The organism is Carnobacterium divergens (assembly GCF_900258435.1).
Lineage (GTDB): Bacteria > Bacillota > Bacilli > Lactobacillales > Carnobacteriaceae > Carnobacterium > Carnobacterium divergens_A.
Genome location: NZ_LT992558.1, coordinates 2332741 through 2347859, shown reverse-complemented (window position 1 = coordinate 2347859; position 15119 = coordinate 2332741). Strand labels below are relative to the sequence as shown.

General features: G+C 36.6%; 16 protein-coding genes and 1 pseudogene. 15 read left to right on the top strand and 2 right to left on the bottom strand.

Translation table 11 applies throughout. From position 1 onward, the window contains the following. On the top strand, positions 1-1395 hold the full coding sequence (sufB, locus tag CDIMF43_RS11815) for a Fe-S cluster assembly protein SufB (protein WP_109842110.1): 1395 nt from the start codon (positions 1-3) through the stop codon (positions 1393-1395). Between the two features lie 135 nt (positions 1396-1530). Here the strand turns inward: sufB and CDIMF43_RS13930 are convergent. After that, positions 1531-1674, bottom strand: a pseudogene (locus CDIMF43_RS13930) (site-specific integrase); the annotation flags it as partial. A gap of 725 nt (positions 1675-2399) precedes the next feature. Between CDIMF43_RS13930 and CDIMF43_RS11810 the strand changes: the two are divergent. The 6 genes from CDIMF43_RS11810 to truA all read left to right on the top strand — a co-directional run bounded on the left by CDIMF43_RS11810 (position 2400) and on the right by truA (position 7336). Beyond that, on the top strand, positions 2400-3851 hold the full coding sequence (locus tag CDIMF43_RS11810; RefSeq protein ID WP_109842109.1) for an ATP-binding protein: 1452 nt from the start codon (positions 2400-2402) through the stop codon (positions 3849-3851). Further along, positions 3844-4593 (top strand): hypothetical protein, encoded by a 750-nt coding sequence (locus tag CDIMF43_RS11805; protein ID WP_233218323.1) that lies wholly within the window; start codon positions 3844-3846, stop codon positions 4591-4593. The genes CDIMF43_RS11810 and CDIMF43_RS11805 overlap by 8 nt, the downstream gene beginning before the upstream one ends. Before the next feature lie 107 nt (positions 4594-4700). After that, complete coding sequence (locus CDIMF43_RS11800) at positions 4701-5012, top strand: serine O-acetyltransferase (protein ID WP_109842108.1); 312 nt, start codon at positions 4701-4703, stop codon at positions 5010-5012. A gap of 242 nt (positions 5013-5254) precedes the next feature. After that, entirely contained in the window at positions 5255-5692 is a 438-nt protein-coding gene (locus tag CDIMF43_RS11795; RefSeq protein WP_109842107.1) for a GNAT family N-acetyltransferase, read from the top strand. Positions 5693-5770: 78 nt separating this feature from the next. Continuing rightward, entirely contained in the window at positions 5771-6271 is a 501-nt protein-coding gene (locus CDIMF43_RS11790) for a GNAT family N-acetyltransferase (protein ID WP_109842106.1), read from the top strand. Positions 6272-6595: 324 nt separating this feature from the next. Next, positions 6596-7336: a tRNA pseudouridine(38-40) synthase TruA gene (gene truA / locus CDIMF43_RS11785; RefSeq protein ID WP_109842105.1), complete on the top strand. Its 741-nt coding sequence runs from the start codon at positions 6596-6598 to the stop codon at positions 7334-7336. Positions 7337-7438: 102 nt separating this feature from the next. Here truA and CDIMF43_RS11780 read toward each other — a convergent pair whose 3' ends face one another. Further along, complete coding sequence (locus CDIMF43_RS11780) at positions 7439-8305, bottom strand: LysR family transcriptional regulator (RefSeq protein ID WP_109842104.1); 867 nt, start codon at positions 8303-8305, stop codon at positions 7439-7441. Between the two features lie 117 nt (positions 8306-8422). On the opposite strand from CDIMF43_RS11780, the gene CDIMF43_RS11775 reads away from it, so the two are divergent. The 8 genes from CDIMF43_RS11775 to CDIMF43_RS11740 all read left to right on the top strand — a co-directional run bounded on the left by CDIMF43_RS11775 (position 8423) and on the right by CDIMF43_RS11740 (position 15033). After that, positions 8423-8989 carry a DapH/DapD/GlmU-related protein gene (locus tag CDIMF43_RS11775; protein ID WP_109842103.1) on the top strand — a complete coding sequence of 189 codons (567 nt, stop codon included), beginning with the start codon at positions 8423-8425 and terminating at the stop codon, positions 8987-8989. A 60-nt stretch (positions 8990-9049) separates the two neighbouring features. Next, on the top strand, positions 9050-9796 hold the full coding sequence (locus CDIMF43_RS11770; protein WP_109842102.1) for an SDR family oxidoreductase: 747 nt from the start codon (positions 9050-9052) through the stop codon (positions 9794-9796). A gap of 70 nt (positions 9797-9866) precedes the next feature. Next, on the top strand, positions 9867-10220 hold the full coding sequence (locus CDIMF43_RS11765; protein ID WP_109842101.1) for a DUF2200 domain-containing protein: 354 nt from the start codon (positions 9867-9869) through the stop codon (positions 10218-10220). Positions 10221-10360: 140 nt separating this feature from the next. After that, entirely contained in the window at positions 10361-11755 is a 1395-nt protein-coding gene (locus tag CDIMF43_RS11760; protein WP_199198170.1) for a M24 family metallopeptidase, read from the top strand. Between the two features lie 27 nt (positions 11756-11782). Next, the gene (locus tag CDIMF43_RS11755) at positions 11783-12160 is read left to right on the top strand and encodes a DUF488 domain-containing protein (RefSeq protein WP_109842100.1); all 378 of its coding nucleotides are present in this window, start codon (positions 11783-11785) and stop codon (positions 12158-12160) included. A gap of 170 nt (positions 12161-12330) precedes the next feature. Beyond that, the gene (locus CDIMF43_RS11750) at positions 12331-13314 is read left to right on the top strand and encodes an aldo/keto reductase (RefSeq protein ID WP_109842099.1); all 984 of its coding nucleotides are present in this window, start codon (positions 12331-12333) and stop codon (positions 13312-13314) included. Between the two features lie 113 nt (positions 13315-13427). Beyond that, positions 13428-14084 (top strand): TetR/AcrR family transcriptional regulator, encoded by a 657-nt coding sequence (locus CDIMF43_RS11745; RefSeq protein ID WP_109842098.1) that lies wholly within the window; start codon positions 13428-13430, stop codon positions 14082-14084. After that, on the top strand, positions 14071-15033 hold the full coding sequence (locus CDIMF43_RS11740) for an alpha/beta fold hydrolase (protein WP_109842097.1): 963 nt from the start codon (positions 14071-14073) through the stop codon (positions 15031-15033). Before CDIMF43_RS11745 ends, CDIMF43_RS11740 begins: the two co-directional genes overlap by 14 nt. Positions 15034-15119: the final 86 nt, after the last annotated feature.

Below are 15119 nucleotides of genomic sequence, written 5' to 3'. Positions count from 1 at the left end.
ATGAGTGGAGTACCAGAATTAGAAGATTACCAATTTGGTTTTCATGATGAGGTCACATCGGTCTTTACTACCGGAACCGGTTTAAGCGAAGACGTTGTTCGCGAGATTTCAAGAGTTAAAGATGAACCTGAATGGATGCTAGATTTCCGTTTAAAAGCCTTAGAAACCTTCAATAAAATGCACATGCAAACATGGGGACCGGATTTATCCGATATCGATTTCGATGCTATCACTTATTTCAGCCGTTCAAGTGATAAAGCCGCCCGTGACTGGGACGACGTACCTGAAAAAATCAAAGAAACCTTTGAAAAAATCGGAATTCCAGAAGCAGAGCAGAAATATTTAGCCGGCGCATCCGCTCAGTACGAATCAGAAGTGGTGTACCATAACATGAAGGAAGAATTTGAAAAATTAGGGATTGTCTTTACCGACACAGATTCAGCCTTAAAAGAGTACCCAGAATTGTTTAAAGAGTACTTTGCTAAGCTTGTACCACCAACAGATAATAAGCTAGCCGCATTAAACTCAGCGGTGTGGTCAGGTGGAACCTTTATCTATGTACCAAAAGGCGTTAAATGTGATGTTCCTTTACAAACCTATTTCCGAATCAACCAAGAAAACATGGGACAATTTGAACGTACCTTAATTATCGTGGATGAAGAAGCAAGCGTGCATTATGTAGAAGGCTGTACCGCACCAAGCTATACAACCAACAGCTTACACGCTGCCATCGTAGAAATTTTTGTTCGCAAAGATGCCTATTGTCGTTACACCACAATCCAAAACTGGTCAGACAATGTTTACAATCTTGTAACGAAGAGAGCCAAAGCCTTAGAAGGCGCAACAATGGAATGGATTGACGGAAACTTAGGCGCGAAAACAACGATGAAATACCCAAGTATCTTCCTAGATGGCCGTGGCGCACGTGGCACGATGTTGTCAATTGCCTTTGCAGGGGAAGGTCAAAACCAAGATACTGGTGCAAAAATGATTCATAACGCACCAAACACCTCAAGCTCAATCGTCTCAAAATCGATTGCTAAAGATGGCGGGGAAGTAAACTATCGCGGACAAGTAACCTTTGGCCGTAAGAGTGAAGGCTCGATTTCACATATCGAGTGCGATACGATTATTATGGATGACAAATCGAAATCAGATACCATTCCATTTAATGAAATTCGTAATAGCAACGTTTCTTTAGAGCATGAAGCGAAGGTTTCGAAGATTTCTGAGGAGCAGCTTTATTATTTAATGAGTCGTGGGTTGAGTGAACAAGAAGCGACTGAAATGATTATTATGGGCTTTGTGGAGCCGTTTACGAAGGAACTGCCGATGGAATATGCGGTGGAGTTGAATCGATTGATTCAGTATGAGATGGAAGGCAGTGTAGGATAAAATATTTTTTAGCGCTAGAAACGTTGATTTATCAATGCTTCTGGTGCTTCTTTTTTTTAAAAAGCAAACTAACTACAAAACTAACTACAATTTCTTTCAGAAAAGATATTTTTCCTTTTCAATAAAATGAGCAAATTAGTCAGCACTACGCTCCTTACGTTCGGGATAGAAGTAGTTATATACTTGTCGAGTCATCTTGGAATCTTTATGGCCAACAGGGTACATAATATTCTCTAAGTTATTAACTGCCATTGCGCATAAGGAGATTATCGTCTTCTGGATGATAATTCATAGCAGCCTCGTTTTCTTTCTTTGACTTTCTATTACTTAATTTGATATTGCCAATAGTCTCAACAGTTTTTTTTCAACTGAAATTTTTTATCGTTGTTCATTCGTAGGAGATTTATTCAAGGTATAGGAAATTTTTTTGAAAGAATATCATAGGGGATACTAGATGATTTTTGTTTACCTAGTATTTTTTCTTTTCCAATGGCAATTTCAGATTTTGAAATGTAAGGATTTTTATGGAGGAAAGAGTTCAATTTTACTTTTAAGTTCTAATAATAGTTCAGCTATTATTTTTGTTGTTGTTCGTATTGTTCATTGAGTACTTTCTTTTTACATATCATTTCTGAAATAATCATGTATGGTATACTTTTTTTATCTAATGAATCGATTGTTTATTATATTCTAGAATAGATACTATATAAGGTTTGAATATTTATGTTTAAGTTTGAATCTACTATGGTACAATATAATTGATATGTGTGAATTTTGCTTATGAGAGAGTCGTGAAAGAGAAGTTAATATGCAAAGAGATATGAAAACTCTAGTTGGTTTTACAGTTATGGTGTATAGCATATAATGATGTAAGTTTAACCCTAGAGTTATAATTAGAAATGAAGATATAAGGTACTTATTAATGAAATTTGTTAAATATAAAAATGGCGAATAGATTTTTGCTGATACAAAAAAATTATGAAAAATTGAAAGGGTTTATCTTTATGAGTAGCTATTATGAATTAATTCCTGATGCTTCTAATCTTATAGAAAGTCAACGGTCTGTTGGTTATACATTTGAAACGGCCATAGCTGATATAATTGATAATTCAGTTTCGGCACTTGCTGAAAAAGTAGATGTTTTTTTTGATAACCAACAAAAATATGTGCTTATTCTTGACGATGGGTATGGTATGTCAAAAAAAGAGTTATTACAAGCAATGAGATACGGATCTAAATCTGTATCAGATGTACGTGCTAAAGGAGACCTTGGTCGTTTTGGGCTTGGTCTGAAAATGGCCACATTTAGCCAGTGTAGAAAATTGACTGTGATTTCAATTAAGGAAGATGAAGTTTCTGGTGCTATATGGGATTTAGATGTAGTTAAAAGTAATATGGCTTGGACTGTTCAAGTTTTAGATGATAAGGAAATTGAAAATACAATTAAATTTGATGAATTAACAAAACTAAAATCTGGTACGATTGTTATTTGGGAAAAATTTGATAAATTAGAGCAACATGCTAATTTCATGGCTAATTTTGATGAAGTATTAGAGAGAACTGAAGATCATTTATCACTAGTATTTCACCGTTATTTACAAGAAAAAAAATTAATAATTACCTTTAACGATAGAGAAATTGATTTTGTTGATCCTTTTTTTACTGACAATAAAGCAACACAGCCCAAATCACCAGATGTGATCTTGGAGAGCATTCGTAACGTGAAAATTGATGTTAAACCCTATATCATTCCTTATCAAAAGCGATTGACACAAAAAGAAAGACATATGTTGAAAAAATATGAGCATAACCAGTTGAGCCCAGGATTATATATTTATAGAAATCGCAGATTAATCGCTTGGGGAAAATGGTTTAAACTTGTTCGTCCAAATGAATTAGCCAATTTAGCTAAAATTCAGATTGATATTCCTAATACAATAGATGATCTTTGGGAAATAGATGTGAAGAAGTCGCAATTAATCATTCCAAGGAGCCTTCGAACTCAACTTAGAAATATAATTACAAAAAGTATTGGAGAATCTGAAAAGGTATATAAACATCGTGGAATAAAACGAAATAAAGATAATCTTCAATATGTTTTTAATCGTATCGAGAAAGAAAGTAAAGTTAGCTATCATTTAAATATTGAAAACCCTTTAATAAAACAACTCCAAGATAATTTACAAGATTCAGATAATAGATTATTTTTGGCGTTATTGAAACAGATAGAAGAACATTTACCAATAGAAAGTATTCAGTATGATATGGCATCTGACCGAGAAATTGAGAAACAAAATGAGTCAGATGATAAGGTCTATGAAGAAATAATGTTGTTAATTAATAACCAAACAAGTAAGGAAAGTAAAAAATTATTATTAAATAGTCTGAAATATTCAGAAGTTTATTCAAAAAAAACAGCCTTATTGGCTAGAATTGAGAGTGAATTAAATGATTGATTATGAATTAGTAGAAAAACATTTTAATACCGCTAAGAATGCTGTTGAGAGTGAAAAAAAACAAACTCCAGAAGATATTGAAGCTCATCTAAAATTATTCAAACAAATTTTTGAAATGAATGAAGAAACATTCAAGGAGATGGTTGACAGAATTTTAGCTATTGTACCTACTAGTTTAGAACCAGCAATGATATTATCTGAACCAAGTCCAAAATGGTTTACGGAGACTCGTGCAGATCGTGGAAGCAAGAGGTTTGATGCGTATGAGAAGTATCTTCAAAATGTTGCAGGATATTCATCAAATGTTGTGACGACTATTAGTAACTCTATGGATACGATCATGAATAATATTGGTGATCCTAACTTTCAAGGTGATTTTTCGAAAAAGGGTCTAGTTATTGGTGATGTTCAATCTGGAAAAACTGGCAATTTTATTGCATTAATGAATAAGGCAGCAGATTCGGGCTACAACATGATTGTTATTACGACAGGAACAATCGAGAAGCTAAGACGACAAACTCAAGTACGTATAGAAGAAGGCTTCTTTGGTTATTTTACTGCAAGTCGTAAGAGAGAATCAAAAAGTCAAACTGTTAGAGATTTTGGTAATGATGAACAGACTTTAGCATTGACTAATGCTGATAAAGATTTTAATTGGCATTGGCTAGCGCTTTTCAGTATCAGCGTCTATTTTCTTAGCGTAGATACAAATTTGTCCATTAGAATCTTCTTTGGCAATTAAATATTGAAGGGTTCCAATTTCCATGGAGGTATCTGTAGCAGTTAATTTTACAGTGTTTCCTTTGGTTTTATAAGATAAAAAAAGCCGATGCTTTTAACAATGCCACGATGGGAACTGCAATAGGTGGTGGAGCTCAATTTAAATCTCCCCCAATTCTTAGGCACGGACTGAATGGAATTGTAATTTCTCATTATGCTAAAATAGGCCGAGATTGTGAACTATTTCAAAATGTAACAATTGCACAAGATGGACCTAATAAAAAAGCTGCTGAAATTGGAGATAATTGTTCTATTGGAGCAGGGGCAGTTATCTTAGCGGTAACGATAGGGGATAATGTTAAAATAGGAGCTAACGCAGTAGTGACAAAGGATGTACCTAGTAATTGTACAGTAGTTGGAAATCCAGGGAAAATCGTTTAAATGGATTAAGAATACTCGCTTTAGGCGAGTTTTTTTGACTTTAAAAGGTAGAATAGCTTACTATTCCTGATGGCGTTTTTATTAAAAAACCATACTATACTGCTTCTCCAAACGTCTAGAATTTCTTAGATTCTTTGTTATTGAAAAAAGAAATCAACCATCATCTATCTCCAAAAAGCTACATTTGTACTATTTAAAAATAGTCGGTATAATTTAAAAAAAGAACTTATTTGGAGGAAACAATGAACATCAGAAAATTAACCAATAAAGATAGGACAATTGCAGCTGAACTTTACGTCAAAACATTTAGCCAAGAACCTTGGAATGAAAAAAATAAAGTAGAGGATATCGTAGCGCATTTTCAACGTTTAACCCAGATGAACACGGAAAAATCCTTTATTTTAGAAAAAGATCAAATGATGATAGGAATCGCATTAGGTTTTACAAGATCGTGGTATAAAGGAAATCAGTACCACCTCGACACATTCTGTATAGATCCAGCTTTTCAAGGTAGAGGTTACGGAAAATTATTTATGAATAAAATCAAGAATGAGCTAGTGGCTGACGAAGTTCATACGATTATTTTAGACACGGATCGAGATATGCCAGCTGAAAAATTTTATCAATCCACGGGCTTCACTAAACTGGATGATTCGGTTTTATATGCGATTGATTTTTAAACAACTCCTCCCAATTGATTGTCAGAGATATGGCGAAAGAACATTAGCAAAAAATCGGATAGTGAAAGGTGCATAAACATGAAAAAGATCATAATGAATGAAATGGAGATTCGTTTAGTTAGATACAATCGCAAGTATTTACCAGCTATCGTAACGCTATTTAACAGCACCATTCAAAGGGTAAATAGTAAGGATTACAGTCAAGCTGAATTAAATGAGTGGCTTCAAAAAAAGCCTGACCTTGATTCGTGGCATGAGAAGTTAACAACTAGCTATTGTTTAGTGGCTATTAAAGACGAAACTTTAGTGGGATTTGGCAATATAACAAGCGAAGGGTATCTTGATTTATTCTATATTTCTTATACTATGATCCATCAAGGTGTAGGTCGCTTCGTTTTCAATGAATTAGAGAAGTATGCAGTGTTAGAAAAAGCGGCGTCTATCTATACAGATGCTTCAATAACAGCAGTTCCATTTTTTACGAAAATGGGTTTAGAAGTGATGAGAAAACAAGACAATCATCGAAATGGTGAAAACCTAATCAACTATCACATGGTAAAGAAATTAGTTGCGAGGTGAAACGCATTACTTTATTGAGGAGAGAAGACTAAGGATTGCAACAAAACGGTTAATACTTCTTTTAGAGATTGATTGTAACCTAGCCTAGAGTAAAAAAATTGGTCTAGCAGAAGTACAAGAGATACTGACTCATATTGTCTCTTACGATGAAATAGGGGATAGTTTGTTAAACCGTTTAGACGAACTCAATAATGGATACTTAAAAATTAGAATGTAACTGAACAAAAACCACCCAATTGTGAATTCCCCTCATTACTGCTACAATAAACAAATAAATACATCCACAAGAAATAATCTAAGCAATCAGAGGAGCAAACTAAAACGATGAGAAATATCAAACTAACAATTGAGTACGATGGAAAACGCTATTTAGGCTGGCAAAGGCTGGGAGATTCTGATAACACCATTCAAGGGAAAATCGAAGGTGTTTTAACCCAACTCACAGGAGAAAAAATTGAAATTATCGGTTCAGGACGAACCGATGCTGGCGCCCACGCAAGGGGACAGGTGGCAAATTTTAAAACGGAGACAACCATGGAGCGAGAAAAAATGCTTGATTTTATGAACCGTTACTTACCACAAGACATTATCATAAAAAAAGTAGAAGACGTTCCTGAGCGCTTTCATGCGCGTTATAACACGACAGGTAAAAAGTACAGCTACTATGTTTGGAATGATGCCATTCCTTCTGCCTTTGAACGTTACTATAGCTTACACTATCCTCAACCGTTAGACATTGATAAAATGAATCAAGCTTGTAGCCTATTAGTAGGAAGCCATGATTTTCTTGGTTTTTCATCTCTTAAAAAAATGAAAAAATCAACGGTTAGAACCATTGACGAGCTTTCTATTCAAAGAGAAGGCAGCTTACTCCATTTCACTTTTGTAGGGGATGGCTTCTTGTACAATATGGTTCGAATTATCATGGGCACCCTTTTAGAAATTGGAGCAGGTACGCTGGAAGTAAGTGCAATTGAAGAGATATTTAAAAATAGAATTAGACAACATGCAGGTGAGACAGCTCCTTCTCATGGACTGTTTCTGGATGAAGTCTATTATCGTTAAGCTGAAAAAACCCTCAACTAAATAAGCAAAAAGGCTTTTCCTAAAAATAAACTCATTCATGGTTTTGTTTTTAGAGAAAAGCCTTTTTTGTAAGTAAGGGAGTTAAATCGACTGAATACACTGTAAAAAAGCAGTAGCAGATCTTGAAAAAAATGAATCCTTTTTCCAAACAATACTGATGGAGGCAGTCAACTCTGGCATTAATGGAATGAAGGTTAAATTCGTACCAGCGGTGTTGATAATGCCATCAATACAAAGTACACTAGCCACATCTTCTTTTACTAATAAAGAAGCATTATAGAGCAAATTATAGGTGCCCACTACATTTAAATGATCCAAATTTCCCCCTAACCACTCAGCTAATTGAGTATCCACAAAAGATTGATTAGAAACCAATAAAGGAACCGTTTCAATATCTTTAGGAGAAATCGTTTGTTTAGAAAACAAAGGACTAGCTGAATGAACCATTAACCCCCAACGATCCACCAAAGGCAACTGAATAAAATCATACTTCTGTTTTTCAACAGGATCAATCACCAATCCAAAATCCAGCACACCTTTGTCAATTTTTTCCAACACATCATCCGCATTCCCACTATAAAGTTCCAATTGAATATCAGGGTGTTCTTCCCTTAAGTGATAAAGAACTTTCCCAATCAACTGAAAGGCCAGCGTTTCACCTCCACCAATGGTTATTTTCCCACTAATACGATCCTTTTTAATTAAATTAGCAGTGGTTGAATCAACTAAAGAAAGAATTTCTTTCCCCTTGTTGACCAAATAAACACCATCCTCCGTTAACGTAATGAATCGATTGCCACGTTCAAATAACGTCACACCCAGTTCTTCCTCCAATTCCTTCAATTGTTTTGAAAGAGTAGGTTGAGAAAGATGGAGGACTTGTGCTGCTTGACTAATTGTTTTTTCCCTAGCTACGGTTAAAAAATAGTTTAAAACACGCAATTCCATTTAAAACACCTCCTATAGTTAAAAACAATAGCTAACTATTGTATATAAGTATTAGTTAAGTATAACGTAACCCATTACAATAAAGTAGTAAAATAATTTATGTTTAGGAGGGAAAGTATGCTTAAACCTACACTACAAGAAAAACTAATTGGCAAAGAAATACTACCAGAAACGACACTCTATAAAGAAATTCACACTGTAAAAGCAGACAATGAGCGCTTAGTGATGGAATTAAATAGCCACTATCATACCCCACAAGAAATACAGAACTATTTAAAAAAAATCACTGGTAAGGAAGTTGATGCTTCAGTTAACATTTCGCAACCCTTTTACAGTGATTTTGGCAAACACATCACCTTTAGCAAGGATATTTTCATCAATCAAAATGTGACCTTTGTCGATTTAGGCGGCATTACAATTGAGGATCAAGTATTGATTGGTCCATGCGCGCGCTTAATCACAGTCAATCACTTAACGGACCCAAAAAAACGCCGTGGACTTAGCGTAGCACCTATTCGGATCAAAAAGAACGCTTGGATTGGAGCGAACGTTACTATTTTACCGGGTATTACAGTGGGTGAAAATGCCATTATTGCAGCAGATTCTACGGTGACGAAAGATGTACCAGCAAATGTCATCGTAGCAGGAAGTCCAGCCAAAATAATGCGTGAAATAAATCGCTAATATTTTTTGAAAGTTTATTTATGAAGTGCAGAAAATAAGAATTTAAAGGAGAAAAACACAATGACCACAAAAGGAAAAGTCGTCATTATCACAGGAGCTTCATCTGGTATCGGAGAAGCAACCGCTAAGTTGCTAGCTAAAAAGGGCGCAAAACTTGTCTTAGCTGCCCGCAGAGAAAGGAACCTGATAAAACTTGTAGACGAAATTAAAGCCGATTCAGGTGAAGCTGTTTATTTCGTCACAGATGTTACAAAAGAGGAAGACAATCAGAATTTAGTAGCCTTTGCTAAAAAAACCTATGGAAAAATCGATGTGATTTTTCTAAATGCAGGCATTATGCCAAGCTCACCGCTATCTGCTCTTAAGGTCAAAGAATGGAACGAAATGATTGACATCAATATTAAAGGTGTCTTAAACGGAATTGCCGCAGTATTGCCGTTATTCATTGAACAAAAATCAGGACATGTTATTGCAACATCTTCGGTAGCAGGCTTGAAGGCCTATCCTGGCAGTGCTGTTTACGGAGCAACGAAGTGGGCAGTGCGAGACTTAATGGAAGTTTTACGAATAGAGTCCGCTCAAGAAGGAACGAATATTCGAACAGCAACGATTTACCCAGCAGCCATTCATACAGAATTATTAGACACAATTACAGATAAAGAGACAGCAAAGGGTATGACAGCATTGTACCAGCAACATGGAATCAGTCCAGATCGGGTGGCAAGTATTGTCGCATATGCCATTGATCAACCAGCAGATGTAAATGTAAGTGAATTTACAGTAGGACCAACAAGTCAGCCTTGGTAAAAAAATAAAGCCATTCAGTATAATAAACACCACGTTCTTGCTATAATAAGAAGAAAAGGGGGCGTTGGAATTGTCTGAGCACCGCATTTTCACTACGAGCTTTGCAAGTGTGTATCCGTTATATGTAAAAAAAGCAGAACGTAAAAATCGTACCAAAGAAGAAGTGGACACCCTGATTTTCTGGCTAACGGGGTATGATGAAACCACTTTAGAAAAGCAAATCCAAAAAGAAGTTGATTTTAAAACATTTTTTGACGAAGCACCGAAAATGAACCCACATACGGATTTAATCAAAGGCGTTGTCTGTGGCATTCGAGTAGAAGAAATCGAAGATCCTTTGATGCAAAAGATTCGCTATTTAGACAAGCTGATTGATGAATTGGCTAAAGGCAAAAAACTAGAAAAGATTTTGCGAAGTGAATAAGAAAATCGAATCAATGAAAGCACTCACCAGCAACCAATAGGGAGTGCTTTTTTGACTTTCATTTGCTTATCCGTAAGCCAAAGGTTATGATAAGAATAACAAGTTTATCAGAAAAACTGATAGAAAAGTGGGGGGATATCATGTTAAATACAATCAATCTAACCGAAGTGGCCTATCCAATGACAGATAACAGCGGCATCACGATTCCGCTAACGGATGAAACCATTAAAGAACGCAAGGACAAGCTTTTAACGCTCATGAAGCAAGAAAATTTAGATTCATTGGTCATTTACGGTGATCTTGAACATGGCGGGAATTTTTCTTATTTAACGGGTTTTGTGACGCGTTTTGAGGAAGGCGTTTTAATTTTACATGAAACTGGCGAAGCGGTTTTAATGCTAGGAAACGAAAATACAAAAATGGCCCAACATGCTAGAATTAGAGCCGATTTGATTCACTGTCCCTTCTTCTCATTACCGGATCAACCGATGGATGGCGAAGTAAAATTGGAAACTCTCTTTGAACAAGCAGGCTTAACAAAGGCAAGCAATGTGGGGGTTGTTGGTTGGAAAATGTTTACAGCAGTGTCTGAAAACAACCGCACACTCTTTGACGTCCCAAGCTATCTGCTTTCTGCCATTCAATCAGTCGTAACCAAGGGAACTATTGAAAACCGTTCCGATCTTTTTATTGATGCAGCCTATGGTGCCAAAACAACAAACAATGCCAATGAAATTGCCCATTACGAATTCGGTTCGTCACTTGCTTCAGACTGTGTGTTAGAAACAATTGAAGCCATCGAAGTTGGAAAATCAGAAATGGAATTAGGCACTTTTTTAACCAAATACGGTCAAAATCCAACCGTTGTTCCAATTGCAGCAACCGGCGAGCGTTTTGAACAAGCCAACCTATACCCATCCCCTAAACGTGTCCAGTTAGGCGATAAAATGTCGATTACAACCGGCTTTAAAGGTGGTTTAGCAAGTCGAGGCGGTTACGCAGTAAGCCAAGTTTCAGAGCTGCCGAGTGATCAACAGGAATACTTGGAACGCGTGGCGAAGCCTTACTATAACGCAGTAGTCAATTGGTTAGAAGCCATTGATATTGGCGTGGAAGGTCAAGAGCTTTACCAACTAATAGAAGAGGTTCTACCTAAGTCCCGCTTTGGCTGGCATTTAAATCCAGGACACTTAACAGCAGACGAAGAGTGGATGTCTTCTCCAATAAAAAAAGATTCCGCGATCCCACTGAAATCAGGAATGCTTTTCCAAATCGACATTATCCCATCGGTTAAAGGCTATGGCGGCGTTGGGTGTGAAAATGGCATTGCTCTTGCAGATGAAGCTTTGCGAAATGAAATCAAACAAGACTACCCTGATTTATGGGCACGAATCGTTGCAAGACGTAGCTATTTAAAAGAAGTCTTACACATCCAGCTACATGATTCAGTGTTGCCTCTTTCTAGTGGCGTAGCCTTTTACAACCCCTTCTTTTTAAATAAAACAGTGGCCTTTACCAAAGAAGAAAAGGATTAAAACTTAGCGCAATATGGAGTGAGCAAAATGATTACGATGAAACGAATTTACCTAGACTATCAAGAAACCGATGGCGAACGTATTTTAGTGGATCGCCTTTGGCCAAGAGGCGTATCGAAAGAACGAGCTCATCTTACGGAATGGGCAAAAGAAATTGCCCCCTCAACAGAATTACGCAAGTGGTATCACCAACATCTGGATCAATTTGAAGCTTTTAGCCAAGTGTATCAAAAGGAACTACTAACCAATCCAAAAGCGGTGGAAAAACTAGTAGAATTAACGAATAAAAGTCAAAAAGAGACCCTCACATTCGTCTATGGTGCAAAAAATCAACTAGAAAATCACGTGGTAGTCTTACTAAATGTATTAAAACAGAACTTTAAGGCAAACGTTCAAAAATCTTAAAAACAAGTTAGACCTTCTTAAAATAGAAGGGAGTCTAACTTGTTTTTTTTGCTCTCTAAAAAGGCACTTTCACTTGACCTAGAGTGAACTTCAAGGTGTAAACTAAGGCTGAAAAAGTTAGTACAAAATGTGTAAGGTGTAAATGAACTAACAGAAAAGAGGAAATGAAAATGAACGTTAAAACCGTTGGAAAAACAGGTATCACAGTTTCAGAACTTGCTTTTGGCACCATGTCCTTTGGCTCCACTGCCGACAAAGCAGAGTCAGAAAAAATGTTTCACGCTGCTGTTGAAAAAGGCATTAATTTTTTTGATTCAGCGAATGTTTACGGCAATGGTCAAGCAGAATTATTTCTAGGAGAATTTATTAAAAAAGAACGCCAAAAATACGTGGTAACGTCAAAGGTCTATTGGCCAACATCAGAAGATCCTAATGGAAAAGGTCTCTCTAAAAAGAATCTCTTCAAAAGCCTTGATGACACCCTATTACGCTTAGGAACCGACTATCTTGATTTTTATTTTGTTCATGATTTTGATCACAATACCCCAATGGAAACCACCCTTGAAGCCTTAGATCAACTTGTGAAAGCAGGAAAGATTCTGCATCCCGCAGTCAGCAATTGGTCAGCTTGGCAAATTGAAAAAGCCCTAGGAATTCAAGCAAAGAACGGCTATTCCCCCTTTGAATTGATGGAACCCATGTACAATTTAGTGAAGCGTCAAGCCGAAGTAGAGCTTTTACCAATGGCTCAAGCTGAAAAAATGGGAGTGATTAGCTATAGTCCACTAGGTGGTGGCTTACTAACAGGAAAATACGGTGAAACCAAGCGACCTGTCCGTGGGCGACTTGTGGAAGATCAGCGCTACGCACAGCGTTATGGAGAAAAAACAAACTTTAAAATCGCAGCTGAATTTACGCAGTTTGCCAAAAAATTAGGCGTACATCCCGCACCTTTAGCGATTGCATGGGTAAACTATCATCAGGGAATCACAGCACCGATTATTGGCGCAAGAAACATGGAGCAGTTAGCAGTTAGTTTAGAAGCCGTTAATTTTGAAATGACCGAAGAATTTTATCAAGAATTATCAAAACTATCGCCAAGCCCACAACCAGCAACGGATCGTGGCGAAATCTTAACAGGCAATTGGAAATAAAAAGAACTCATTGTGAGTTCTTTTTTTTAAGGCGAAATAAGTTGACAACTAGAAAATAAACCTGTATTCTAAAAACATACCGAATGAATGTTTTTTTAGAAAGGGACAGAAAAATGGCAAAAAAATACAATACCGAAGAAACCATCAAATTGATTTTAGATACAGCGACACGCTTATTCACCGAAAAAGGCTATGAGAAAACAACGATTCAAGACATTGTTAACGAGCTAGATGGCTTATCTAGAGGGGCAATTTATCACCATTTTGCATCAAAAGAGGCAATTGTTGATGGCGTTATCAAACGCTTATTGCCAGAAAAAAAATACATCGAAGCCATTTCCAATCGTCAAGATTTAAACGGTTTAGAAAAAATTCAGCATTTATTTTTAGAAACCTTATTTAACGAAGAAGTAGGCGCGTCCTTTTCATTGACCTATTCGTTATTTAATAATCCTAAATTTTTTATGATGTACATGATGAACTGTAATGAATTCATTGCACCCCAAGTAGAAGTTTACCTTAATGAAGGCAATCAAGACGGCTCTCTAAACATTCAATACCCTAAACAAATTAGCGAAATCGTGGTGTTGCTACTCAGCACATGGTTTATCGTTTCACTTTATCCAAACACAGTAGAAACCTTCTGGGAGAAGCTTGGCGCATCAAAATATGTATTAGACGGAATTGGCTTACCTATTTTAAGCGATGATTTGATTGAAAATATCAAAAAAATAATGATAGAAAAAGAGGGCGCACATGAAAACAACTAAAAAAGCTAAAAAAACTGGAATTCGACGTTTCTTCCATCTTATCGGAATGATTGTGGCAACCTTGATTGGCATCATTGTGTTAGCCTTGGCTGGAATCTATACGGCACATCGCCTAAGCCTAAAAAGCGAAGCTCCGCGGATTGAGAACTACGGAAAGAAGCTCTCTGTTTTTGATGGGAAAATGAATATTTTAGATGAAGGCAAAGGTGAGGGCAAGGAAACCATCGTATTATTAACAGGTTACGGTACAGCAAGTCCTGGGCTTGACTTTACACCTTTAATGAACAACCTCAAAAAGGATTATCGAGTGATCATGATTGAGCCATTTGGTTACGGCCTAAGCAGTCAAACAAAACGACCACGGACTTCAGACAACATGGTGGAAGAAATCCATGAAGTCACCAAACAATTAAAACTAGATTCCTTTATTTTGATGGGACACTCCATTTCAGGCATTTACAGCTTAAACTACGCTAACACGTATCCAGAACAGCTAAAAGCCTTTGTTGGAATCGACACGAGCACATCAAATCAACCATGGCCTGGCTTTAACGACAACCTAATCACTTTTGTCCAAAAGGCGGGAATTCTTAGAACAATCACTAAACTGAATCCAGAAGGATCAAAAATTGAAGCGATCGATGCAAAAACTAACGAACAAATTCGTCTGATAACAATGAAAAATGGAGGGAATCAAACCCTTCGAAACGAAGGCAAAGCATTAAACGCAAGCTTCGAGCTAGCGAATAAACAAACCTTTCCAAAAAATCTACCCGTTCTACTCTTCGTTGTAAAAGACGATGCAGAAGTAGCCGGTTGGCTAGAACTTCATCAAAAACAAGTGGAACATTTAGACAAAGGCAAAGTGATCGAACTAACAGGCACCCACTACTTGCACCATACGCAGTCTGAAAGGATTGGGGAAGAGGTTCGGGAGTTTATGAACTAAAAATAAATTGAACATGATAAACCTATTGAGCATTCATGAAATGAAACTCAATAGGTTTATTATTTTATTTCAATTAATAATGTTCG